Source organism: Peribacillus aracenensis (assembly GCF_025175645.1).
Taxonomy (GTDB): Bacteria; Bacillota; Bacilli; order Bacillales; family DSM-1321; genus Peribacillus; species Peribacillus aracenensis.
Genome location: NZ_JANZMJ010000035.1, coordinates 1 through 24,752, shown reverse-complemented (window position 1 = coordinate 24,752; position 24,752 = coordinate 1). Strand labels below are relative to the sequence as shown.

At 42.6% G+C, this 24,752-nt stretch carries 22 protein-coding genes, 1 rRNA gene and 1 riboswitch; of the genes, 1 reads left to right on the top strand and 22 read right to left on the bottom strand.

The window, feature by feature from the left end:
• Positions 1-11: 11 nt before the first annotated feature.
• The 8 genes from gatC to N0M92_RS24265 all read right to left on the bottom strand — a co-directional run bounded on the left by gatC (position 12) and on the right by N0M92_RS24265 (position 10,348).
• Positions 12-302 carry an Asp-tRNA(Asn)/Glu-tRNA(Gln) amidotransferase subunit GatC gene (gene gatC / locus N0M92_RS24300; protein WP_076372748.1) on the bottom strand — a complete coding sequence of 97 codons (291 nt, stop codon included), beginning with the start codon at positions 300-302 and terminating at the stop codon, positions 12-14.
• Positions 303-677: 375 nt separating this feature from the next.
• Positions 678-1,847, bottom strand: a complete 1,170-nt coding sequence (locus tag N0M92_RS24295) for a CamS family sex pheromone protein (protein WP_260288228.1) — start codon at positions 1,845-1,847, stop codon at positions 678-680.
• Positions 1,848-1,858: 11 nt separating this feature from the next.
• Positions 1,859-3,865 (bottom strand): NAD-dependent DNA ligase LigA, encoded by a 2,007-nt coding sequence (gene ligA, locus N0M92_RS24290; protein ID WP_260288227.1) that lies wholly within the window; start codon positions 3,863-3,865, stop codon positions 1,859-1,861.
• A 103-nt stretch (positions 3,866-3,968) separates the two neighbouring features.
• Positions 3,969-6,215, bottom strand: a complete 2,247-nt coding sequence (pcrA, locus tag N0M92_RS24285; protein WP_260288225.1) for a DNA helicase PcrA — start codon at positions 6,213-6,215, stop codon at positions 3,969-3,971.
• A gap of 61 nt (positions 6,216-6,276) precedes the next feature.
• Positions 6,277-6,960 carry a heptaprenylglyceryl phosphate synthase gene (locus tag N0M92_RS24280; protein WP_260288224.1) on the bottom strand — a complete coding sequence of 228 codons (684 nt, stop codon included), beginning with the start codon at positions 6,958-6,960 and terminating at the stop codon, positions 6,277-6,279.
• 220 nt (positions 6,961-7,180) lie between these two features.
• Positions 7,181-7,495, bottom strand: coding sequence for a YerC/YecD family TrpR-related protein (locus N0M92_RS24275; RefSeq protein WP_034306094.1), 315 nt, complete (start codon positions 7,493-7,495; stop codon positions 7,181-7,183).
• 26 nt (positions 7,496-7,521) lie between these two features.
• Positions 7,522-8,559, bottom strand: a complete 1,038-nt coding sequence (locus N0M92_RS24270) for a DUF3048 domain-containing protein (RefSeq protein WP_260288223.1) — start codon at positions 8,557-8,559, stop codon at positions 7,522-7,524.
• A 43-nt stretch (positions 8,560-8,602) separates the two neighbouring features.
• Positions 8,603-10,348 carry an adenine deaminase C-terminal domain-containing protein gene (locus N0M92_RS24265; RefSeq protein WP_260288221.1) on the bottom strand — a complete coding sequence of 582 codons (1,746 nt, stop codon included), beginning with the start codon at positions 10,346-10,348 and terminating at the stop codon, positions 8,603-8,605.
• Positions 10,349-10,494: 146 nt separating this feature from the next.
• Here N0M92_RS24265 and N0M92_RS24260 point away from each other — a divergent pair, with 146 nt between their 5' ends.
• Positions 10,495-10,761, top strand: coding sequence for a YgaP-like transmembrane domain (locus N0M92_RS24260; protein ID WP_260288220.1), 267 nt, complete (start codon positions 10,495-10,497; stop codon positions 10,759-10,761).
• A 38-nt stretch (positions 10,762-10,799) separates the two neighbouring features.
• Here N0M92_RS24260 and purD read toward each other — a convergent pair whose 3' ends face one another.
• From purD to rrf, 14 genes are all read right to left on the bottom strand, one after another.
• Positions 10,800-12,074: a phosphoribosylamine--glycine ligase gene (gene purD, locus N0M92_RS24255; protein WP_260288219.1), complete on the bottom strand. Its 1,275-nt coding sequence runs from the start codon at positions 12,072-12,074 to the stop codon at positions 10,800-10,802.
• A gap of 19 nt (positions 12,075-12,093) precedes the next feature.
• Complete coding sequence (purH, locus tag N0M92_RS24250; protein WP_260288218.1) at positions 12,094-13,629, bottom strand: bifunctional phosphoribosylaminoimidazolecarboxamide formyltransferase/IMP cyclohydrolase; 1,536 nt, start codon at positions 13,627-13,629, stop codon at positions 12,094-12,096.
• A gap of 18 nt (positions 13,630-13,647) precedes the next feature.
• On the bottom strand, positions 13,648-14,223 hold the full coding sequence (purN, locus tag N0M92_RS24245; RefSeq protein WP_260288217.1) for a phosphoribosylglycinamide formyltransferase: 576 nt from the start codon (positions 14,221-14,223) through the stop codon (positions 13,648-13,650).
• Positions 14,223-15,248, bottom strand: a complete 1,026-nt coding sequence (gene purM, locus N0M92_RS24240; RefSeq protein ID WP_098370360.1) for a phosphoribosylformylglycinamidine cyclo-ligase — start codon at positions 15,246-15,248, stop codon at positions 14,223-14,225. Before purM ends, purN begins: the two co-directional genes overlap by 1 nt.
• Positions 15,249-15,290: 42 nt before the next feature.
• The gene (gene purF, locus N0M92_RS24235) at positions 15,291-16,706 is read right to left on the bottom strand and encodes an amidophosphoribosyltransferase (protein ID WP_192207627.1); all 1,416 of its coding nucleotides are present in this window, start codon (positions 16,704-16,706) and stop codon (positions 15,291-15,293) included.
• The gene (gene purL / locus N0M92_RS24230) at positions 16,691-18,913 is read right to left on the bottom strand and encodes a phosphoribosylformylglycinamidine synthase subunit PurL (protein WP_260288216.1); all 2,223 of its coding nucleotides are present in this window, start codon (positions 18,911-18,913) and stop codon (positions 16,691-16,693) included. The genes purF and purL overlap by 16 nt, the downstream gene beginning before the upstream one ends.
• On the bottom strand, positions 18,897-19,583 hold the full coding sequence (gene purQ, locus N0M92_RS24225) for a phosphoribosylformylglycinamidine synthase subunit PurQ (protein ID WP_034306116.1): 687 nt from the start codon (positions 19,581-19,583) through the stop codon (positions 18,897-18,899). Before purQ ends, purL begins: the two co-directional genes overlap by 17 nt.
• Entirely contained in the window at positions 19,580-19,834 is a 255-nt protein-coding gene (purS, locus tag N0M92_RS24220) for a phosphoribosylformylglycinamidine synthase subunit PurS (protein WP_034306118.1), read from the bottom strand. The genes purQ and purS overlap by 4 nt, the downstream gene beginning before the upstream one ends.
• Complete coding sequence (purC, locus tag N0M92_RS24215; RefSeq protein WP_098370357.1) at positions 19,827-20,546, bottom strand: phosphoribosylaminoimidazolesuccinocarboxamide synthase; 720 nt, start codon at positions 20,544-20,546, stop codon at positions 19,827-19,829. Before purC ends, purS begins: the two co-directional genes overlap by 8 nt.
• 105 nt (positions 20,547-20,651) lie before the next feature.
• Positions 20,652-21,944, bottom strand: coding sequence for an adenylosuccinate lyase (gene purB, locus N0M92_RS24210; protein WP_076372692.1), 1,293 nt, complete (start codon positions 21,942-21,944; stop codon positions 20,652-20,654).
• Positions 21,941-23,101: a 5-(carboxyamino)imidazole ribonucleotide synthase gene (purK, locus tag N0M92_RS24205; protein ID WP_260288215.1), complete on the bottom strand. Its 1,161-nt coding sequence runs from the start codon at positions 23,099-23,101 to the stop codon at positions 21,941-21,943. The genes purB and purK overlap by 4 nt, the downstream gene beginning before the upstream one ends.
• Positions 23,085-23,573 (bottom strand): 5-(carboxyamino)imidazole ribonucleotide mutase, encoded by a 489-nt coding sequence (gene purE / locus N0M92_RS24200; protein ID WP_098370632.1) that lies wholly within the window; start codon positions 23,571-23,573, stop codon positions 23,085-23,087. The genes purK and purE overlap by 17 nt, the downstream gene beginning before the upstream one ends.
• A gap of 177 nt (positions 23,574-23,750) precedes the next feature.
• Positions 23,751-23,852: riboswitch (purine riboswitch) on the bottom strand.
• A gap of 74 nt (positions 23,853-23,926) precedes the next feature.
• Positions 23,927-24,127: an NETI motif-containing protein gene (locus N0M92_RS24195; RefSeq protein WP_260288214.1), complete on the bottom strand. Its 201-nt coding sequence runs from the start codon at positions 24,125-24,127 to the stop codon at positions 23,927-23,929.
• Between the two features lie 533 nt (positions 24,128-24,660).
• Positions 24,661-24,752 (bottom strand): 5S ribosomal RNA (gene rrf, locus N0M92_RS24190); the annotation flags it as partial.

The window sequence follows — 24,752 nt, the reverse complement described above, 5'->3', positions numbered from 1 at the left end:
ATTGTCCCTCCTTATTCAATTATAGATGGTACACGGATATATCCTTCTTTGCTATCCGGTGCATTTTTAACTACTTCTTCTACTGGCAATCCTGGTTTTGCGACATCTTCGCGCATAACATTCTTCATATCCAAAACGTGAGAAGTCGGGTTTACTTGATCCGTATCAAGCTCATTCAACTGCTCCGCGAATGAAATCATTTGGTCAAGCTGATGCTGAAACTGTTGTGCTTCTTCTTCCGTAATGGCCAAACGAGCCAAATGGGCAACGTGTTTAACTTGTTCCATAGAAATACGTGACATTCTCTTCACCTCCGAAAAAATATCCAAATCGACTGAATTTCGTCGCTTTTCTCCATATAATCATCGTTTAAATCATATCAAACTATTGCACAGTAAAGCAACAAGAGATACAATGTCGAAAATCAATTATTTCATAAGGAAAAAGAGATATTTTCCGGGAAATATGGGAAAGTTGCCGGAATTTCCGGGGAAATGACAATAAGGCTTGTGAAATTCGACAAATGTTCCCTTTATCATGCATTTGCTCCCTAAGATGGAAGGGTTTACTTCCTATTATATATTTTTGTTCCAGGTTAAAGGATATTTTCAAATTCGCATAAAAAAGCTACAAATTTTATTCACAAAAAAGATGAAGCCGTTAAGCTTCATCTTTTTTCATTCGTATATATGCACGGTTGGTTCGTCTTGATTTGCTTCACGGACTATGAGCGCTTCAGGTCCATTTACAGAGGTAATGGATACCTGTACGGCAATGTAGTTCGGGAAACGTTCCATTACAAGCCCCGCAACATATTGGGTAAAGCCGATCGCTTCCGAGTTCCCATAAAATTGAATCGGGATATCGATGTTCAGACTTTGCAATTGATCATCCATATAGAACGCCCTGCCGATGACTCCATTAAAGTTAGGGAAGTATTCTTCGACATCTTCTTTAAAGTTCGTGAAAGTATTGACGTCATCGCGGTATTTTTTTTCAGCACTAGCAGAAGGAAATAGGAAATACTCTTCATTCAAGTTCGTCCATTTTCCAATATTGTCAGAGTTTTTATCGATATTTGTATAGGAAATGAAATTCCCAGGGACTACTGAGGATTTTTCATTTTGCTCGAATAGGGCAATCGTAATCGGAACATTTTTCAGCTTGTCCATTTTACGCAGCCTTTTTAATACTTCTGCAGCAATTTTCTCCCCTTCTTGCTTTAGCTTTTTACTATCGATTTTATTTTCATAGGTGGCACCGAATGCCTCTTTTTGATAGTAATGCACTGAATTCAACGCAAGACCTATTACAACCCCGCCTAGGCTCACTGAATTATCCTTTGTTTTGACCAAGTAATTATGTTCTAAAATATGAGCAAGATAAATTGGATTTTCTTCATTCCGCTTATCAATGTCTCCTTTACCTGGATCAACCGGATTCAAGCCAAGGTTCTCTGAGGCCTTCATCTTTTTTTCTTTCAACTGACTATCGGTATATTTTCTGTTCAACCAAGAAGATATCGTGGAACTATCCAGCATTTGCCCCTCTTGAAATAGGTAATCTTCCGGGTCGAATTGGGTTTGGGCCAACCGCATCAATCCATTTTCGAATTCTTCAATGTCATATCGGGTATTTAGATTGGATACGACCAAACCACGTGCTTTTGATGGTTCAAACGGTAGGATTGTTTGATAGTATTCTTCCGAAATTTTATACTTCGGAATAATTGCCGTTTCTTTTTTGTCTTTGGAGTCTTGAACTACCTCTTGCTTATCCTCAAAACTAGGCGCACATCCAGCAAGAAGCAGTATAAGAATCATCCCCAAAATAGAGTGTTTCCTCATAGCTACACCTCTTATTTATTTAGTTCCTCAATCAGTCTCTCTTCATCCCATACCATGACGCCTAGGCTTTCCGCTTTTTCCAGTTTGGAACCGGCATCTTCGCCAGCTATTACCAAATCGGTTTTCTTGCTGACACTTCCAGCAACGTTAGCTCCTAGCGCCTCTAATTTCTCTTTTGCTTCGTTACGTGTTAACTGATGCAATTTACCGGTTAAAACGACTGTTTTACCGGCAAAAACGGAATCGATTTCTTCAATGGCAACAGCTCTTGGCCCTTTAAACGTAAGGTTCACACCGGCTGCCTCCAATTCATTGAGTAACGCATGGACTTCTTCCAATTCAAAATAGGCTACGATGGAATCGGCCATCTTATCACCAATTTCATTAATGGACGTTAGGTCTTCACGGCTCGCCTTGCTTAAGGCTTCCATCGTCCCGAACTCCCGTGCCAGTGTCTTGGCCGCTTTTGAACCAACATGGCGAATGCCCAGCCCGAATAGCAGTTTTTCCAACGAATTGGTTTTCGAAGCTTCGATTGCTTGAAGAAGTTTATTGACGGATTTATCCCCCATCCTTTCCAAAGCAATCAGTTGATTGTATGTAAGCTTATAAATATCAGCCACATCTTGTATGAGTTGTTCTTTAAACAACAAACTAATCACTTTTTCACCAAGACTGTCTATATTCATTGCTGTACGGGAAACAAAGTGAATCAAGCCTTCCCTTATTTGTGCAGGACACTTCGGGTTAATGCAGCGTAAAGCAACCTCTCCCTCCAGCCGGACAAGTTCACTGCTGCATTCCGGACACTCAGCCGGCATCTTAAACTCGACTTCTTCCCCTGTACGGCGCTCTACCAGTACATTGACCACCTCTGGGATGATATCACCCGCTTTTTTCACGACCACTTGATCTCCGATTCTGATGTCCTTTTCACGGATTAAGTCTTCGTTATGAAGTGAAGCTCGCTGCACAGTCGTACCTGCTACCCGAACGGGATCCAAAACTGCGGTCGGAGTCAATACACCCGTACGGCCCACATTCAGCTCGATATCCCTTAGGGTTGTAATGACTTCTTCAGCTGGGAATTTATAAGCAATGGCCCATCGCGGACTTTTTGCAGTAAAACCTAATTCATCCTGCTGTTCAAGGGAATCCACCTTAACGACAATTCCATCAATATCATAGGCTAAGTTTGGACGTTGCTCCGTCCATTCTACTATATAAGCTATTACTTCCTCTATATTGGAGCATGTTTTTCTTTCCCGATTCGTCTTAAACCCGAGGCGATCCAATAAATCCAGACCCTCACTGTGGGAACGGACCCCTGTTTCCCCAAAATTGGCAATCGCATAAAGGAAAATATCCAAGTTCCGTTTTGCAGCGAGTTTTGGGTCAAGCTGCCTTAACGAGCCGGCAGCCGCATTTCGTGGGTTTGCAAATGGTTCCTCACCGCGTTCTTCTTTGGCCTTGTTCAATGATTCGAATGATTTTTTTGGCATGAAGGCCTCACCGCGCACTTCTATGGCAACCGGCTCCCGCAACTTCAATGGAATCGACTTGATCGTTTTCAAATTAGCGGTAATATCTTCACCGATCGTTCCATCTCCACGAGTTGCCCCTCTTACGAAAAACCCATTCTCATATTGAAGAGTGACGGCAAGTCCATCAATTTTCAATTCACATACATAGGAAAAATCGTCACCTACGGATTGTCTGACCTTTCTGTCAAAATCCCGTAAGTCACTTTCATTGAAGGCATTGCCTAAACTAAGCATCGGTGTGGTATGCTCTACTTTTTCAAACATATCCAAAATGGCGCCACCGACCCGTTGTGTCGGTGAGTCCGCCGTTTGCAGTTCCGGAAATTTCTCCTCATACTCAATAAGTTCACGGAGTAGCCGATCATATTCAGCATCAGGTACTGATGGCTGGTCCATTACATAATATTCATAGCTGTATTGGTTCAATAACGTTTGCAGTTCTAGAACTTTCTTCTCTGCAGCTTGTAAGTCCATACGTTCAATCCTTTCTAAAGAAGACTCCACCGCACTTCTTTTAGAAGAGCGGTGTCTAAAGTCAGATATCCCTATTCTTTACCAGTAGAAGCATATTAATAGCTTATGCTTTTTCAACTGGTGCAAATTTCGCCAATAGGCGTTTGATGCCAATTGGACTTGGGAAGGCAATATCCAGTTCCTTGCTCTCGCCTTCCCCTTTTACGCTCACCACGGTTCCTATACCCCATTTTTTATGGGAGGCACGGTCGCCGACAGCCCAGCCGATTTCTTCACCGCCCGTTGCGGATGGTGCAGAAACAGCTCTTCCAAAGGCAGGCACTTTTCTTGTTGAAGCTGTTGAAGGAGATCCGGTTCTTGAAGAACTGAAAGGTGTTTGCCTTGCTCTAGGAGCCGGTTTCGGTTTTAAATCTTCAAGTAGTTCCTCTGGTATTTCATTAATGAAACGTGAAACAGGATTCATGCTCGTCCGTCCATACAAGGTCCGCATTTGGGCATTGCTTATGAATAGCTCATTTTCAGCCCTGGTAATTCCCACATAAGCCAGACGGCGTTCTTCTTCCATCTCCTCTTCATCCATAAGCGAGCGGCTGTGAGGGAAAACCCCTTCTTCAAGGCCCAATAGAAAGACCACCGGATATTCAAGTCCCTTCGCTGAATGCAGTGTCATCAACGTTACCGTATTTGTAGCTTCTTCGGAATTCTCATCAAGTTGGTCTATGTCGGCAACCAACGCCAGGTCAGTCAAAAAGCCCACCAATGATTTGTCCTCGCTGTTATCTTCGAATGCTTTCGTAACAGATAAAAACTCATCTATATTTTCAAGCCGGCTTTGTGATTCAATCGTTTTTTCTGCCTGCAGCATCTCACGGTAACCGGTTTTCTTAATGACTTCCTCCACAAGTTCCGTCACGGATAAATATTCCTGCTGATTTGTATAGTTAGTGATCAGCGTATGGAATTCCCTTGCCGCTTTGGTAGCCTTCCCGCTTATCCCTGCCATTTCAACGGATTCGAGTGCTTTATAGATGGAAACATCATATTGATCTGCATAATCTGCCACTTTGTCCATTGAAGTTGCACCAATTCCGCGTTTTGGTACATTGATTACACGGCGGAGACTGATGTCATCATCAGGATTCGCAATAAGGCGAAGATAGGCAAGTAAATCCTTAATCTCTTTACGGTCATAGAACTTGGTGCCCCCGACTATTGCATAATTTATATTGGATTTAAGCAGAACTTCCTCCATGACACGTGATTGTGCATTTGTCCTGTAAAGTATTGCTATATCTGAATATTTCCTGCTGCCGGCCTGCACTAACTCATTTATCTTACCGGCTACAAATTGCGCTTCCCCTTGTTCATTGTCCGCACGGTAATAGAATATCTTATTGCCATCAGCATTCTCGGTCCAAAGATTTTTCGGCTTCCGGTTTTGATTGTTATCGATGACCTTATTCGCCGCTTCAAGAATCTTTTTCGTCGAGCGGTAATTCTGTTCAAGGAAAATCATGTTGGCATTCGGGTAATCTTTTTCAAATGAAAGGATATTCGCAATATCCGCACCGCGCCAACGATAGATCGATTGATCGGAATCCCCGACAACACAGAGATTACGGAAGCGAGAAGCCAATAGTTTAACAAGCATGTATTGAGCCCTGTTCGTATCTTGGTACTCATCAACATGAATGTATTGAAATTTACGCTGATAATATTCAAGCACCTCAGGTACGAGCTGGAACAATTGAATCGTCATCATGATCAAATCATCGAAATCGAGCGCTGAATTTTTACGCAGCCGTTTTTGATATTCCGTATATACATCGGCAGTTACTTTAGTGAAGTAATCAGACGCCGTCTTCAGGTACTCTTCCGGCCCGACCAATTCATTTTTCGCTGAACTGATGCTGCCCAAAATGGCACGGTAATCATATTTCTTTGTATCCATATTACGATCTTTCATGATTTGTTTTATGACCGATTGCTGATCCGTCGTATCCAATATCGAGAAGTTCCTATTAAATCCGATACGGTCAATATCTCTTCGTAAAATTCGGACACACATCGAGTGGAAAGTCGAAATCCAGATATCTTCGGATGCACCGCCAAGTATGGCACGGATCCTCTCCTTCATCTCACGTGCCGCCTTGTTGGTGAACGTGATTGCAAGGATGTTCCAAGGCGCTATTTCCTTCTCGACCATCAAGTAAGCTATTCGGTGAGTCAGCACACGCGTCTTTCCACTTCCTGCCCCAGCCATGATTAAAAGTGGGCCATCAGTTGATTTCACTGCTTTTTGTTGCTGTTCATTCAAACCTATTAGTAATTTTTCCGCTAAATATTGCATTATCACACCGCCTATACGAACATTCGTTTCTGTTTTAGTATACTATATTTATTACATGTTTTCATTTAACTGCCGAAACTGTTGCAAGTGCCACTTTCAAATCTTCATAAATCACATTGCCGACAACGATGACATCCGCAACCTTAGACATCTCTTTGGCTTGTTCAACCGATTTTATACCGCCGCCATAGAATAGTACGGTATCCTCCAAACTCTCTTTGGCCGCTTCCACCATCTGGACATCGCCGTAGTCACCGCTGTATTCCAAATAAAAAATCGGCAGGTTGAACATTTTTTCCGCCATCATCGCGTATGCACCCACATCATCCATATCCAAATCGGTATTGGCTTTCGTCAATTGGGCCGCCTTGCACTCAGGATTCAGGATACAGTACCCTTCAACGAAAATTTCATCCCAATTCAAAAGGTATCCGTATTCCTTGACTGCTTGCTGATGCAGTTTCATCATCCAATCCGGGTTGGTACTATTCAGGACACTCGGAATGAAATATAAATCAAAACCTGGCGTCACCGTTTCAACAGAAGAAATTTCCATCACACATGGGACGGTATATCGTCTCACACGTGCCATTAAATGAAGCACATTCTCAAGCGTGATTCCATCCGTTCCCCCGACCATTATTGCATCGGTACCGGATTCACAAACTTTTTCAAGGGCTTCATCACTTATTTCTTTATTTGGATCGAGTTTGAAAACATGTTTCCACTCGCGAAAATCGTACATTATAATCCTCCATTCACACTTCCCATTACACCATTATAGCATTAAGATTTTTCATTAAAAAAGAGAAGTATCGATAAAATGTTATTACCAAATGGAACCTCTGAATCTAAAATCCAATATAACATGGATACGGCTGAAAGACAGCCGGCAAAGAAAGTGCTGGACTCAAAGTAAAAAGCCGGGAAATGAATTTCCCGGCTTTTTATTATAATCGAAAGAATTAAGATTCAGTTGTTTCCTCGACGTTATCCTTAATACGGTTAAGAGCCATGGAATAAGCGTCATTTCCGTAATTCAAGCAGCGTTTGACCCTGGAAATCGTAGCCGTGCTTGCACCCGTTTCCGTTTCGATTTTATGATAGGTTTTCCCTTCTTCAAGCATGCGGGCTACTTCAAGACGTTGTGCCAGTGATGAAATTTCATTAACTGTGCATAAATCATCAAAAAATCGATAGCATTCGTCCAAATCACGCAAGGAAAGGATCGACTTAAACAGCTGATCCGTTTCTTTTCCTCTCAACTTATCAATTTGCATGTTACTCCCCCTCAATTTCATGGGTATCAAAATGAGACGTCTCCTACTAAACCAGGTTCATCCGGAATAATATTGACCCAAGTTTTCCCTGGAATCAACCCTACCTCTTTATCGTTTTTCACTGGTATAATCCGACCATCCTTATTAACCCATTCTACTTCATTCGCTTTTCCTTTTTGAAGTAAATAACCTTTTCCGCCACTTTTCAAGTCGATTTTACGACGCCCTTTATCGTCGATCACTTGATGAGCAGCCTCAATGATCAATATATTATCCAGTAAAATAGGTTTACTCGATTTATGTTCGACTGTTTGCTCTCCATTCGAATAACGTTTATATTTCTCTTCCGTGGCTTCGTATTCATACTGAACATCATACTCGTCTGATCCGTAGGAAACCTCGGTTTTCAATGCCGGTTCCCCTTGAAGGCCAGCCGCCTCTTCCTTTGTAAGGAAGGCATAAGGCTCCGGTGCACCATTCAACTCATATCCCTTTTCCTTCGCACCTTTTTGGATATCCTCAAAGGTGATGTAGGAATTATGCGGTGCTTTTCTATCTGCCGAACGTTGAAACAAAGTACCATCATAATATAATCCGTTCAAGTTATCAATATACCCTTTGTCCAGCATGGTTTTTGCCTCGGGGCTATTCCCATGACAGACATAGATGCAATCAAGGCCTTTAGCCAATTCGATATAATAGTCCCTTGCACTACGAATCGGACCGATTTGGCTTGGCATTTCACTTTGGAAGATAGCTAAAAATCTGGTTATGTCACCTTCTGCAAGCATTTCGTAGACCATATCGGCTTCTGAGAGGCCCGATTGTGGGCGTGCTTCCGGATGATTATTAATCATCACTGCTGCAGCCCTTCGATCACTGCCTGTATCGGTGGCTATACCTGTAAGTGGAAACTCATTGGAAGGTTCATTTTTCACATCTGTATTTTTGATGACAGCTTGGTCTTTCGGCTTACTGTCATCCGATGCAGGATCTTCTTTCGTAGAACAGCCTGCCAGCAGTAAAATAGCAATAACCATGAAAAGAACTCTCTTAAAATTCATCTTTCCACTCCTCTGATTTATTAGCCATTTCTTCTCTTATATTTTAACGCATTATAGTGGGAAAGAGTATAGTTTTATTCATTACATCATATACGCCTCGCTGGGTTAGCCTTATATATGGCAGATGGGTTGTCGAAAAGAATGAAAGGGTGTACACAGGATCGGCGAAGCGATAACCTCTCTCCCGCAGCAAATGCTTCAATTCATTTTCTTCATCTATCAGTTCAGGAACCTCCTTGGTGGACATGACTCCCTTTAATTTCAGAGGAAGTTCATGGATCACCTTGCCTTGTTCCGTTAAAATGATTCCACCTCCGATTTCCTTCAGCCGGTTAAATGCCAAATGCATATCCTTTTTCCTTTTACCGATTAGTATGATATCACCTGTATTTGTATAAGAGCCAGCAAAGCCACACAATTTGTCTGCAAACCCTTTTAATATCGTATTGATGCGCCATTTCCCTTCCCGATCGATAAGCATGAAAAAGCATTCATCATCCTCAAAGTTCAGTTCTTCATACCCAACATCATTGGCAAGGGAGTACGGTTTCGTAATTACATTATTGACCAATTCAATCCCAAACGGCATGGAAAATTCAAAATCTTCCTTTAAACTAAGATCCCAATCAAGATCAAGTGGTTTAAAATCGAAATCACTCCATTGGATTTCCTGTTCATCCCGAATGATCTCACCATCCCTTTTAACCCATTTCCCTTTTGCCATTACCGAAACTGGTGCGGGTTCCTTTACATCGGTCAGGAAGTTGATATTCGCTACCCTTCCTGTGGCAATATTGCCATGAAGGTATTCAATGTTATAATATCGTGCGATGTTGATTGTTGCCATATTGTATGCATCGATGACAGGAACGCCATTTTCTATTGCTATTTTGATCAAGCAGTCTATGAAACCATCTTCATAAAAGGATGGCGGCGATCCATCTGTCGTATAAAAGAATTTGTCATATTGATCGATGCCCAGCTCATGTATTTCCTGTATCATCTTCGGTAAATCCGGCCGGATCGAAGAATGTCTTAACGATACATAATAGCCTTGCAGCAAGCGCGACATGACTTCATCACCTGTCATTGCCTCATGATCACAATCGGCGCCGAACAAGGTCATTTTTGCTAAAGTCTTCTCTGAAGCACCTGGAAAGTGTCCTTCTATTTTCTTCCTCATTCGCTTGGCTTCCTGAATCCAGTGCAACATCATGTCATCCCCATCGAGAAGCTTCGGCCATCCAGTCAGTTCCCCGCCCTGTAATACGGCATCATGCTCCAGCCATGATTTAACGGCCCCATGGGAAAAGACCATGTCTTCATCGATCAATTCCGTTTGTCCGTCAAAACGGCTCCACCAATACATTGTTACAGGAATGTTACGTAATTCTTTCAAAAGAGAAAACGCTTTCTTTTTATCCAACTGCAATAAAAACGGCAAGTTATCATTGATTAATGTCGTTGTGCCGAAATGAGATGCATAACGTGAAAAAGAAAGGGGATTATATAATTGAGAAGGGTGTGAATGTGGCTCAATATAACCCGGGACTAGGTACTGGTTTGTACAGTCTACCGTTTCACAGCGGTCTATATTATCAGGAAGCTTATCGCCAACATATACGATGCGGTCATCATATATCCATATATTCGCTTTTACCCATTTTCGTAAAGCCTGATTTAAATAAGTCGTATTTTTAAGCAGAATGTGTGGTGCCCTATTGCCATCCAGCACATCTATATGTTCTCTTAGATGTTTATTTTTCCATCTATAGCGCTGTTCAAGCATAAACATTCCCCCATAATTTTATAGAAAAAGATGTATGAAAAAAACCATTTTCAATCCAATTTTATTTCATAGTAACATACTTGCCTCATTAGAACAGTAATGTTAACCAGATTATTGTTAAATTTTTGTGAAGGGATGGACTTAAAGTGAAGTTTAAACAAAATATCAGTATAATAAATGCGTTAATGCGAATTACCTGTGGTTTTACATTGCTAACATGGGCTATGGCTAAAATGGTAAAAAAACCATGGAAAAACCAATCTTATATATTCGTGGTCATGCTTTCTGCCATGAAAATAGGCGAAGGCATACTCCGCTATTGCCCTGTCGTCGATGCGATGGAAAACAGACAAAACTTAACGACAAATGAACCAAAACAGGGACATGAATCTAATCAATCTGATCACTATTAAAGAAGAAGCTGACTCCGCTTAGAGTCAGCTTCTTTATATTATGATGAAAAATTGTATTTTATTGCACGGTAGCCAATATCCATTCGCCAGAATAAACCATCTTTCTCAATATGTTCTAACTCTTTATATACTTCAGCCTGGGCAGAGGCCAAATCTTTCCCTTTTGCAGCAACCAGAAGTACACGTCCGCCATTCGTGATGCAATTCCCCTCACTATCGAGGGCCGTTCCAGCATGATAAACATGGGCATTCTGATCAATCTTTTCCAAGCCATTAATAATAGAACCCTTTTTATATTCCCCTGGATATCCATCAGCTGCGACGACCACCCCAAGAACAGCTTCTTCATGCCACTCAAGTTCTAAATCCTCTCCAGAAAGAACAGCTTCAAGCGCATCTACGAAATCTGTTTTTAGGCGCGGTAAAACAACTTGCGTTTCCGGATCGCCAAAACGGGCATTGAACTCAATGACTTTCGTGCCTTTATCGGTAGCAATCAACCCGGCATATAATATACCTGTAAAACTCCGATTCTCCGAAATCATCGCATTTACCGTGGGCTTAAGAATTGTTTCGACTGCGGTCTGAATCATTTCATCGGAAATTTGCGGCACTGGTGAATATGCACCCATTCCACCTGTGTTCGGACCCTGATCACCATCAAAAACCCGCTTATGATCTTGAGCAATGACCATCGGATACACTTTTTCCCCATTAACGAATGCCATCAATGAAAATTCCTCGCCATCAAGGAATTCTTCAATAACGACTTTAGCAGATGCTTCCCCGAACTTTGCTCCGACTAGCATATCATGGATGGCGTCTAACGCCTCTTCCATCGTCATGGCAACTACGACACCTTTTCCTGCAGCCAACCCGTCCGCTTTTATGACGATGGGGGCACCCACTTTTTCGATATATGCCTTTGCTGAATCGTAATCGGAAAATGTTTCATATTCTGCTGTCGGAATGCTGTAGTTCTTCATTAAATCTTTAGCAAAGGATTTACTTCCCTCGATGACTGCAGCACGGCCATTAGGGCCAAATACCTGTAATCCTGCCTCCGTAAAATCATCGGCAAGTCCATTCAACAATGGGGTTTCGGGCCCGATCACGGTTAATGAAACTGCATTCTGCTTGGCAAAGGCAACCAAACCCCCGTGATTGTTTTCATCAATCGGCACAAGAGTCGCTACATCAGTCATCCCTGGATTTCCCGGTGCTGCAAAAACTGTCCCAACCCGTTTACTTTCAAATAGTTTGCGGGCTATGGCATGCTCCCTGCCGCCCCGGCCAATTACTAGTACATTCATTATCGCACCTCATTTTTGATTAATGTTTAAAGTGACGAATTCCTGTAAACACCATCGTAATCCCATATTCATCAGCTTTCTTGATTGAATCCTCATCTTTAACAGATCCACCAGGCTGAATGATTGCCGTGACGCCCGCTTTCGCTGCCGCTTCTACAGTATCATCCATTGGGAAGAAAGCATCTGATGCCAATGCACTTCCTGTCGCTCTTTCCCCAGCTTGTTCAAGGGCAATTTTTGCAGCTCCCACACGGTTCATTTGACCTGCACCAACACCTAATGTCATTTGATCGTTACAAACCACTATTGCATTCGACTTGACATGTTTCACGATTTTCCAGCCAAGTTCCATGGCTTTCCACTCTTCAGGAGTAGGCTCACGTTTCGTTGCCACTTTTATCTCTGCATCCTTTAAACTATGTGCATCCCGATCTTGAATAAGTAATCCGCCTTCAATGGATGTCAATTTACGCTCAGGCTTTTTAACCGCATCGAAATCGATCGTTAATAAACGAAGGTTTTTCTTGCTTGTCAATACTTCCACTGCCTCTTGTGTAAACCCAGGGGCAATGATGATTTCAAGGAAAATTTCATGAAGTTTTTCAGCAGTCGCCTTGTCAACTTCACGGTTCAATGCGATGATCCCACCGAAAATGGAAGTGGCATCTGCCTCATAAGCTTTTTCAAATGCTTCCAAAATGGTCGCACCGACACCGACACCGCAAGGATTCATATGTTTGACTGCAACTGCAGCCGGCTCATTGAATTCTTTAACGATTTGAAGTGCTGCATCAGCATCATTAATGTTGTTGTATGAAAGTTCTTTTCCATGTAGTTGATTCGCTTCTGCAATTGAGAAAACGGAACCAAGCGGTTTTTTATAGAATGAGGCTTTTTGATGTGGATTTTCCCCATAACGAAGCGACTGTTTCAATTCAAAGGTAACAGTCAATGATTCAGGATTTTCTTCATCGGCAAGCTCTGTCATATACTCTGAAATAACGGCATCATATGCTGCTGTATGGCGGAAAACTTTTGCAGCCAGGCGGCGATTCGTGGTTTTCGATACTCCGCCATTTTGTTTCAGCTCGGCCAATACGTTAGGATAATCATCGGAATCAACGATAACAGTCACATATTCGTGGTTTTTAGCAGAAGAACGAAGCATTGTCGGTCCACCGATATCGATGTTTTCAATAGCATCTTCCACAGTGACTTCCGGTTTGGAAATCGTCGCTTGGAATGGATATAGGTTCACACAGACAAGTTGAATGGGTTCAATATTATGCTCTGCAAGCTGTGCTGCGTGATTTTTGTCATCATGTTTTGCCAACACTGCTCCATGGACATTCGGGTGAAGTGTTTTAACACGTCCATCCAATATTTCCGGGAAACCGGTGACGTCACTGATTCCAATTACCTCAATACCATTATCCTGCAGCGTTTTTTTGGTACCGCCTGTAGAAATGACTTCAAAACCTGCTTCAATTAAACCTTGAGCAAATTCTACGATACCTGTTTTATCCGATACACTAATTAATGCACGTTTCTTCATGTTATGTTGGTCCCTCCATTAAGTAAGTTTCTTGTGGCATAGCTCCCGCAAAACTGACGGATACAAGTCATGCTCCATTTCTTGAATCCTTTTTTGAAGGATATCTTTCGTATCCCCCTCAAGAATTGGCACTGCCTTTTGGGCAATGACCGGTCCTGTGTCCATTCCATCATCGACATAATGAACCGTCACCCCCGTTTCCTTCACTCCGGCATCAAAAGCCTGGCCAATTGCGTCCTTGCCTGGAAAACTAGGCAGAAGTGAAGGGTGGATGTTCACAATCCTCTGTGAATACTTTTGTAATAAAGTCGGACCGATCAAACGCATATAACCAGCCAGAATGATGAATTCTATCTCATACTGGCGAAGCCTTTCGAGGATTTCCGATTCATACTCAATCTTATTCGAGTAATTCTTCGCTGAAAAGGAGAAAGAATCAATATTCTCAAGCATAGCTCTCTCAAGCACATATGCGTCTTCACGATCGCAAACGACAAGACAGATTTCCGCCTCTAACTTTCCACTTTTTATTGCTTCAGCAATTGATTGAAAATTACTACCGTTACCTGATGCAAAGACAGCAAGGCGTTTCATTATTTGAACGACACTCCATTTCCATCCACTACCGTTCCAATAACCGAGGCTTCTTCACCGCAAGAACGTAGGTGGGCTAGCACATCGGATGCCACTTCTTTTTTCACGACGGCCGTCATACCGATTCCCATATTGAAGATATTGAACATTTCCTCTTTTACAAGGTTCCCTTTTTCTTCAAGGAATGAGAATATAGTTGGAATTTCCCAGCTTCCGAGCTCGATTTCAACACCGCATCCTTCAGGAAGAATACGCGGAATATTCTCGATGAATCCACCACCAGTGATATGGGCAAGACCATTGACCTCAAATTTTTCCAACGTCGATAAAACGGACTTCACATAGATCTTTGTCGGTTTTAATAATTCCTCTCCCAACTTGCAATCCAGTTCCGGTACGAAGTCATGAAGCCCCATACCTGAGTCTTCAAGAAGGATTTTACGAACAAGGGAATATCCATTACTGTGGATGCCGCTTGAAGCGAGTCCAATAACGACGTCACCCGCCGAGATTGCTTCACCAGTAATTAGACGTGATTTTTCAACGGCACCAACAGTAAAACCTGCAACATCGTATTCTTCCGTCTCGTACATGCCAGGCATTTCAGCCGTTTCTCCGCCGATTAAAGCACAGCCCGCCTGCTCACAGCCATCTGCAATTCCTTTGACGATCATTTCAATTCGTTCGGGATCTGCTTTACCGCAGGCAATATAATCTAAAAAGTATAAAGGTGCAGCACCTTGTACGACAACATCATTGACGCACATAGCTACACAATCCACTCCAATTGTATCGTGTTTATCCATCATGAACGCCAACAAAAGTTTTGTACCCACTCCATCCGTACCTGAAATGAGCACAGGTTCTTTAAGGTTCAAGGAAGATAAATCAAACATGCCGCCGAAACCGCCCAGACCATTCATTACTTCTGGACGAAATGTGCGCTTTACATGTTTTTTCATTCGATTTACCGCTTCATAACCAGCCTCAATATCCACACCAGCCTGTTTATATGCATTAGCCATTTGAAATCCTCCTCCGAAAATCAATCATCATTGCCGACTTGATTAACATTTTGTTTTTTCTCGTTCGTATTCAAAAATTTCAGTCGGATAATTTCCGGTGAAACAAGCTAGGCATGAACCGCGCGTTTCTCCAGGAAACGGTCTTCCAATTGCTTCGACCATACCTTCGACACTTAAAAAAGTTAAGGAATCGGCACCAATGATTTCCCTTATTTCCTCCACCGATTTAGAGCTCGCAATCAGTTCTTCCTTTTTAGACGTGTCTATGCCATAAAAACATGGATTCTTGATCGGTGGTGAGCTGATTACTACATGCACTTCTTTCGCCCCGGCATCTTTTAACATGCGGACAATCCTTCTGCTCGTTGTCCCACGGACGATTGAATCATCAACCATTATGACCCGCTTGCCTTCCACTACCCCTCTTACAGGTGAAAGTTTCATCTTCACGCCTTGTTCACGCAGACTTTGTGATGGCTGAATGAACGTCCGTCCAACATACCGATTTTTTATTAAACCCATTTCATAGGGAATGCCTGCAGCTTCAGCATAGCCAATCGCTGCCGAAATGCTGGAATCAGGTACACCTGTAACTACATCTGCTTCAATTTTGGTTTCCAGTGCCATTTGCTTGCCAAGGTTTTTTCGTGCCGTATGGACATTGATCCCATCAATATTGCTATCCGGACGGGAAAAATACACGTACTCCATCGTACACATTGCCTGTTGACTGGAAAGCGAAAAGTACTCGGATGTGATTCCCTCATCATTAATGACAACAAGTTCACCCGGCTCAATATCGCGGATGAATTCTGCACCTACAATATCGAGTGCACATGTTTCTGATGCAGCGAAATATGCATCGCCTATTTTCCCCAAGGAAAGTGGACGGAAGCCATGCGGATCTCTTGCCATGATCATTTGGTTTTCCGTCATGATGACAAAGGCATAGGCCCCTTTCAGCATGCTTAAGCTGTTCTTCACGGAATCTCTTACATCCGAGTAGCCGGAGCGTTTAATCAGATGTGCCAGAACTTCCGTATCGGATGTCGTTTGAAAAATGCTTCCCTGTCCTTCAAGCTGTGCTTTTAACTGATGGGCATTGACGATATTCCCATTATGGGCAAGTGCCAGCCCTCCTGTATGCGAATTGAACAGGAAAGGCTGAACATTTTGATACCCGCCGCCGCCTGCCGTAGTATAACGGACATGGCCGATTGCCGCTTTTCCTGTACCGGAAAGTGCCTGCATTTTTTCAGCAGTGAATATCTCTGTGACAAGTCCTTCGCCCTTAGAGATGGACATCTGCTCACCATCCGTCACGACGATGCCTGCTCCCTCTTGACCACGATGTTGCAAGCTATGCAAACCGTAGTAAGCAAGCTGTGCAGCATCGGGATGTCCCCAGACTCCTACAACACCACACTCTTCGTTTAGGCTTCTTATTTCAGCAAGCATGGTATGGCTCCCTTCCAAGCTGTTTGTAAATCTTCAACGTCCGCTTCCAATACTTTGCTATCACTGTTTGTCTCCACGACTAATTTATTATCAGCCGTTACTGAACCTATGCATATCGCATCTTCAACAAGTGCTTCAAATGCCGCTTGGTTTTCAGGCTTGATGGACAGTAAGAATCGTGATTGCGTTTCACTGAATAATTCGGATACCGGTTCGCCGGATATATTCACTTTTGCCCCAAGTTTGCTAGCCCCGAATAAAGATTCAGCTAAAGCCACTGCCAAACCGCCTTCCGAAAGGTCATGGGCTGATGCAACAAGTCCTTTTTTGATTGCAGTTAGAATTTGCTGCTGACGTTTTTGTTCAATGGCCAAATCAAGTTCTGGAGCGCGCCCAAAGATTTTACCCTCAAGCATTTTCTGTAATTCACTGCCTCCAAATTCAACCTTCGCTTCGCCGACCACATAAATCAAATCGGATTCATTTTTAAATGTTTGTGTAGTGATGTGCTGAAGGTCACTGACAAGACCAACCATCCCAACTACAGGTGTCGGATAAATCGCTTCACCATTCGTTTCATTGTAAAGGGAGACATTTCCGCCAATTACAGGAGTACTTAAGCTTCTGCAAGCTTCACTCATACCGTCTGCCGCTTTTTCCAATTGCCAAAATATCTCAGGTTTTTCTGGATTCCCAAAATTCAAGCAATCTGTAATCGCCAAAGGCTCTGCACCCGAGCAAATGATGTTACGGGCAGCTTCAGCCACTGCGATTTTGCCACCTGTTTCAGGATCTAAATAAATAAAGCGGGAGTTGCAATCCGTCGTCATGGCAAGGGCCTTATTCGTGCCCCGTACACGTACTACGGCCGCATCCGATCCAGGTGAGACGACTGTATTCGTGCGGACCATGTAATCATATTGGTCGTAGACCCATTCCTTACTCGAAATTGTCGGTTGCTTCAATAGTGAAACCAATGTTTCTTTGTAATCTCCAATTGCTGGAACTTCAGCCTTCATGCTTTGGAAGTCACGGAAATATTGCGGTTCTGCAGATGGCTTGTGATAGATTGGAGCTTCTTCAGCCAATGCATCAACCGGAACCTCCGCAACGATTTCACCTTGATGGGAAAGTGTTAGATTTTTGTCATCCGTTACTTCTCCAACAGCAACCGCTTCTAGGTCATACTTTGTAAACAAGTCAACTATTTCCTGTTCGCGTCCTTTAGTTACAACGATCAGCATCCGCTCTTGTGATTCAGAAAGCATCATTTCATATGCTGTCATTCCCGTTTCACGCTGCGGTACCAAATCAAGATTCATTTTTATTCCTGATCCAGCTTTACTCGCCATCTCGGCAGATGAGCTTGTAAGACCCGCTGCTCCCATATCCTGAATACCGACAAGGGCATCATTTTGAATCAATTCAAGGCATGCCTCCAAAAGCAGTTTCTCCATGAATGGATCGCCTACTTGTACGGCAGGCCGTTTTTCTTCTGAAGACTCTGAAAGCTCTTCAGATGCAAATGTTGCTCCATGGATTCCATCACGTCCAGTTTTGGCACCCACATACATCACTGTGTTGCCCACTCCATGCGCTTGGCCCTTTTTAATGTCCTTATGATCGATCAAACCTACACACATGGCATTGACTAGAGGATTCCCTTCATACGATGGATCAAATTGAATTTCTCCTCCGACAGTTGGAATTCCGATACAATTCCCGTATCCTGCAATCCCGGCAACCACTTCTTTAAATAAATATTTCACGCGATCATTATCTAACTCACCAAAGCGAAGCGAGTTCAGCATCGCAATTGGACGGGCACCCATGGAGAAGACATCACGGATAATTCCGCCGACACCAGTAGCAGCACCTTGATAAGGTTCTATTGCCGAAGGGTGGTTATGACTTTCAATTTTAAAAACGACAGCCTGATCGTCACCGATATCAACGATACCTGCTCCTTCACCAGGACCTTGCAGCACTTTCTCCCCTGTAATCGGGAACTTCCTTAAGATGGGTTTTGAATTTTTGTAGGAACAATGCTCTGACCACATTACCGAAAACAATCCAGTTTCCGTATAATTCGGCAGTCTGCCTAAGATTTTCTCCACCATTGCAAATTCATCATCGGATAGTCCCATAGTTGCGTACAAACGATCCGATTTAATTTTTTCCGGACTTGGTTCAAGCTGTAATAACATGTGATTCCCTCCAGTTTTTCACGATGGATTGAAAAATCTTTAAGCCGTCTTTACTGCCAAGCAGCGAATCAACAGCACGTTCGGGATGAGGCATCATTCCGAGGACATTTCCTTGTTCATTTGTAATTCCCGCTATCTGTTCCAAGCTTCCGTTTGGATTTTCACCATCATACGTGAACAGGATGCGGTTATTTCGTTTTAATTCAGCCAATGTCTCATTATCGCAGTAATAATTCCCTTCACCATGGGCAACCGGGATCGTAATCGTTTCATTTAATTCATATCCTGTCGTGAACATTGATTGATTATTTTCAACCTTCAGTCCTACATTGCGGCAAATGAATTTCAAGCCTTCATTACGGCGCATCGCTCCAGGTAAAAGTCCTGCTTCAAGTAAAATCTGAAAACCATTGCAGACACCCAAGACAGGCTTTCCTGCTTGTGCCGCTTTTACGACTTCGGCCATTACATTCGAAAATCGTGCAATTGCTCCAGAGCGTAAATAGTCTCCATAAGAGAAACCTCCTGGAAGGAGAATCCCATCATACTGATCTAGATTGTCTGTAGAGTGCCAAACATACTCCACTTCTTCCCCCAGTGCATCCTTTATCGCATGGTACATATCGACATCACAATTGGAACCAGGGAAAACTATGACAGCAAATTTCATTGGGTGATAACCTCCTCAACATCATAACGGTAAGCTTCAATTACCGTATTGGCCAATAGTTTTTCACACATTTCCTTCACAAGTTGATCTAAATCACGATCCGTATCTTTAATTGTAAGTTCAATGTATTTCCCCACACGAACATCGCTAACTTCGTTATACGTTAAACTATGAAGTGATTGTTGCACTGCTGCTCCCTGTGGATCTAGTACACTTTCGCGTAGTGTGATATATACCTTAACCTTATACATGTTGAGTGCCCTCCAACTTTGCTAGTATTTTTTCGTAAGCATCTGTTAAACTTCCTAAATCACGGCGGAATACATCTTTGTCTAACTTTTCGTTCGTGTTAATATCCCATAATCGGCAAGTATCAGGTGAAATTTCGTCTGCCAGCAAAATGTCTCCATTCGGGGTTTTACCGAACTCTAATTTAAAATCAATCAATTTAATGTCCAACTCTTTAAAGAAGGAAGTTAAGACAATACTGATTTCTTGTGCTTTCTCTTTTAAAATCGCTACATCTTCCTTGCTTGCAAGTTCCAATTCTTCAATATGGTCTTCCGTTAACAGAGGATCGCCGAGTTCATCGTCTTTATAGTAAAACTCAATCAGCGTTTTCTTTAGCGGCTGGCCTTCTTCAATGCCAGTCCTTTTAGAAAAACTGCCGGCAGCCGTATTTCTGACAACGACTTCAAGCGGAATGATGGATACCCTCTTTACTAGCTGCTCCCGGTCGGAAAGCATTTCAATAAAATGGGACGGGATATTTTCTTGGGCAAGCTTTGAAAATAGTAAGCTAGTAATTTGATTATTCAACTTACCTTTTCCGGCAATCTCTGACTTCTTCTCACCATTGAACGCTGTTGCCGAATCCTTGTATTCCACCCATACTATTTCACTGTTGTCCGTTGCAAAAATCTGTTTCGCTTTTCCTTCATACAACAACTCTCGTTTTTCCATCTGTCCAGACCCCCCACATTGTGAATATTATGAATTTTCCTGCCATTGTTCAGGCTTGGCAAACATATCACCGTTTAGAGGTGCCATGTTTGCCGCCTTCACTTTTTATAAACCTAAACGATCAAAGATTACATCAACATTTTTCAGGTGATGTGTAGGATCGAAACAATCATCAAGTTCTTCTTTCGTAAGCAAGCTTGTGATTTTATCATCCTTTTCGATCAGGCTTCGGAATGGAACTTGAAGCTCCCATGCCTCCATCGCTTTCGGCTGAACCGTATCATAGGCTTCTTCGCGGACAAGTCCTTTATCGATAAGGGAAAGCAGTACACGTTGTGAGAAAATCAATCCAAGCGTACGGTCCATATTGCGTTTCATATTTTCTGGATATACGGTCAAGTTCTTCACAATGTTGCTGAATCGGTTCAGCATGTAGTTTAATGCGATCGTTGCATCCGGCAAGATGATGCGCTCAGCAGAAGAATGTGAAATGTCACGTTCATGCCATAATGGCACATTCTCATATGCTGTCATCATGTAACCGCGGATTACACGAGCCATGCCCGTCATATTTTCAGAACCGATTGGATTCCGTTTATGAGGCATTGCCGAAGAACCTTTTTGTCCTTTTGCAAAGAATTCTTCCACTTCGCGTGTTTCACTTTTTTGCAGGCCGCGAATTTCCACTGCGAACTTTTCAATTGATGTCGCTATTAAAGCCAATGTGCTCATATAATGTGCGTGGCGATCGCGCTGCAATGTTTGTGTTGAAATTGGCGCTGCTTCAAGACCAAGCTTTTCACAAACAAATTTTTCAACGAACGGGTCGATGTTTGCGTAAGTTCCGACAGCTCCAGAGATTTTCCCAACTTCTATGTTCTTTCTTGCTTCTTCAAAACGTTCGACATTGCGTTTCATTTCTTGATACCAAAGAGCCAGTTTCAACCCAAAAGTGGTCGGCTCAGCATGAACACCATGTGTACGTCCCATTTGTACCGTGTATTTATGTTCTTTCGCTTTATTTTTCAGGATCTCCACGAAGTTATTTAAATCCTTGGCAAGGATCTCATTCGCTTGCTTAATCACATATGAAAGAGCTGTATCCACCACATCAGTGGAAGTCAGTCCGTAATGGACCCATTTCCGTTCTTCACCCAACGTTTCAGAAACCGCACGTGTAAAAGCAACAACATCATGGCGTGTATCTTTTTCGATTTCATTGATACGGTCCACATCGAATGTGGCCTTTTCACGAAGAAGCTTCACATCTTCTTTTGGAATGACACCTAGCTCAGACCATGCTTCACAAGCTAAGATTTCAACTTCCAACCACGCATTAAAGCGGTTCTTTTCTGTCCAAATGTTTCCCATCTCTGGGCGGGTATAACGTTCAATCATTTTACTTCCTCCGTTTCAACCTGTTGATTCCATATTTTGCTTCGATCACTTTCTAAAAGAGCTTCCTCGATCGTTGGACGTAAAATATTCACATGACCCATTTTCCGCTTAAGCTTGGCTTCTTTCTTACCGTATAGGTGGACCTTCCAATCTGAAAGCGTCGGAATTTCATCCATTAAGGGCCCGATATGCTCACCAAGGATGTTTATCATTACCACAGGCTTCAATAACGCCGTATTTCCGAGCGGCCAATTGCAGACAGCCCTAATGTGCTGTTCGAACTGTGAAGTCTCACATGCTTCCATTGTATAATGGCCTGAGTTATGAGGTCTTGGCGCTAATTCATTAATGATGATCTCATCCTGAGCGGTTAAAAACATCTCTACTGCCAATGTCCCCACCAAATCAAGTTTCTCTGCAAGCTGCAAAGCTTCATTAATAGCTTTCCGTTCAGCTTGTTGACTAATACGGGCGGGAACAATACTTTTATGAAGAATGTTTTCAATATGAACGTTTTCCGCAATCGGAAAATGACTTACCCCGCCATTTGCCTTGCGCGTCACGATAATGGAGATTTCTTTTACGAAAGGAATCCAGGCTTCCAGCACACATTTACCTGTTTTGAGCAGGGATTCAGCCTTTTTGATATCGGCTTCTTCCTTAATGACCAACTGCCCTTTTCCATCATAACCGCCCCGCGTCGTTTTTAACACACTAGGGTACCCTATTTTCTCTATATGAAGGTAAATTTCTGAAATATCCTGTATTTCCTGATACGGAGCAACGGAAGCACCTGCATCAGATATGGCTTTTTTTTCCGTCAATCTATCCTGTGTCAGCTTTAATAATTCTGAGCCCTGTGGAAGATATGCATGTTGCTTTAACCAATCCAAGGCTGCTGAACTGATATTTTCAAACTCGTAAGTTATGACATCACTGACCTCAGCTAATCTTTTCAATGCTTCGATATCATCATAAGCACCAGTGATTTCTATATCCGCCACTTGAGCACATGGACCTTCTGCAGTGGGCTCAAGGACCGCAATTTTAAAGCCCGATGCCTTAGCCGATAAGGCCATCATCCTGCCCAATTGCCCACCGCCGATTATTCCTATGGTCTGTCCCGGTAAAATGACTGTATTATTTAAGTTGTTCACTGCTCTGTAACACCTTTTCTCTGGTTTCGTTTCGTAAAGCCTCTAACCTATCAGCAATGTCAGAATCAAAAGCTGCTAATATTTGAGCCGCAAACAAACCGGCATTGACTGCGCCCGCTTTTCCGATCGCGACCGTTGCAACCGGTACGCCACCAGGCATTTGAACAATCGATAATAACGAATCCATCCCATTTAATGCCTTTGACTGTATTGGAACGCCTATCACAGGGACAATCGTTTTAGCGGCGGTCATACCTGGAAGATGTGCAGCCCCGCCTGCTCCGGCAATAATCACTTTAATATCTCTCTCTTTTGCACTCTCTGCATATTCAAATAGTAAATCCGGCGTCCGGTGGGCGGAAACGACTCTTTTTTCATAGGGAATCTCAAGCTGTTCCAATGATTCACAAGCGTATTTCATCGTTTCCCAATCCGAGACACTTCCCATAATAACCCCAACTTGCGGTTTCATATCATCTTTCCCTCCAACACTCATATTATGGCGTCCCGAGTATGTAGACGGACGCTTATCATTATCTATAACATGTAAATAAAAAACCGGACAGGTTGCTTCCTCATCGAGAAAGCAACCTGCCCGGAAAAGAAAGCCTTTTTGAAAAAGTGCAAAAAGACTTGGCTAGTTTCCGAAATAGTCAGATGCTTTTCTCATAGTCCGATGATTTACGGTCATCAGGTAGAAACTTTTGGGCCATATCCCCATGATTATATGAGATGTATTAATGTAACTTCATATTACCTTCCGGTCATTTTAATGTCAAGTTAAAATCGAATATTTTCACATCATATTAATTAAACGTTCGTGTTTTACTCAATTAATTTTGCTTCGAATACAATTTTCCGATCAACTGGCACATATTGGACTTTGCCATTCTCAATTCTTTCGGCAAAGATAGGCTCCTCCGTGCGCCTTACAGGAAAGTATCCTGCCGCTTTAATCCGATCTAAACATGCATCGATCGACTCGCCCTCGATGACTTCAAACCTTTCCTTACTCTTTTTACTCACAATACCGACCCCTTCCATAATTCTATTTTGTCTGTCTTCTTCCTTAGCAATCAACTTGCATCATTATCAATATTAAGTAAGTTCTTCATCAACAACAAATTCTTCCTAGTATAATGAAAGGAACAAGTAAAGACAAGAACACATCTCAATAAAACCGATTTCATCATAATAGAAATTCACTATTGCCTCGGATTATGATATCCCTGTCTTCCGTTAAAGCCCTCCGCTTATAAATTATGCATCCCCTTTATTTATCCTGCCCTTCTCTCCCTCTGAATTACTATAGTCTGATTCATGAAATTAACCATTGCTCCATGATCGGTACATATTCGTAACTTGCTCTCATGAATTATTTCAATTCAAGTGTTAACGATAGGTCGAAATTAATGGTCTGCGGGTTAACCATATCTCGTTTCAGGCCCTCTAGATTACTCTACAGGTCGGACTAGATGTTAAGCCACCTCACTTCTCCCTGATAGCTGAAAGTATATCTATACAAAAAAAGACCAGCCGGATGGCTGATCTTTTAAATGGCTTGGCGGCGTCCTACTCTCACAGGGGGAAACCCCCAACTACCATCGGCGCTGAAGAGCTTAACTGCCGTGTTCGGAATGGGAACGGGTGT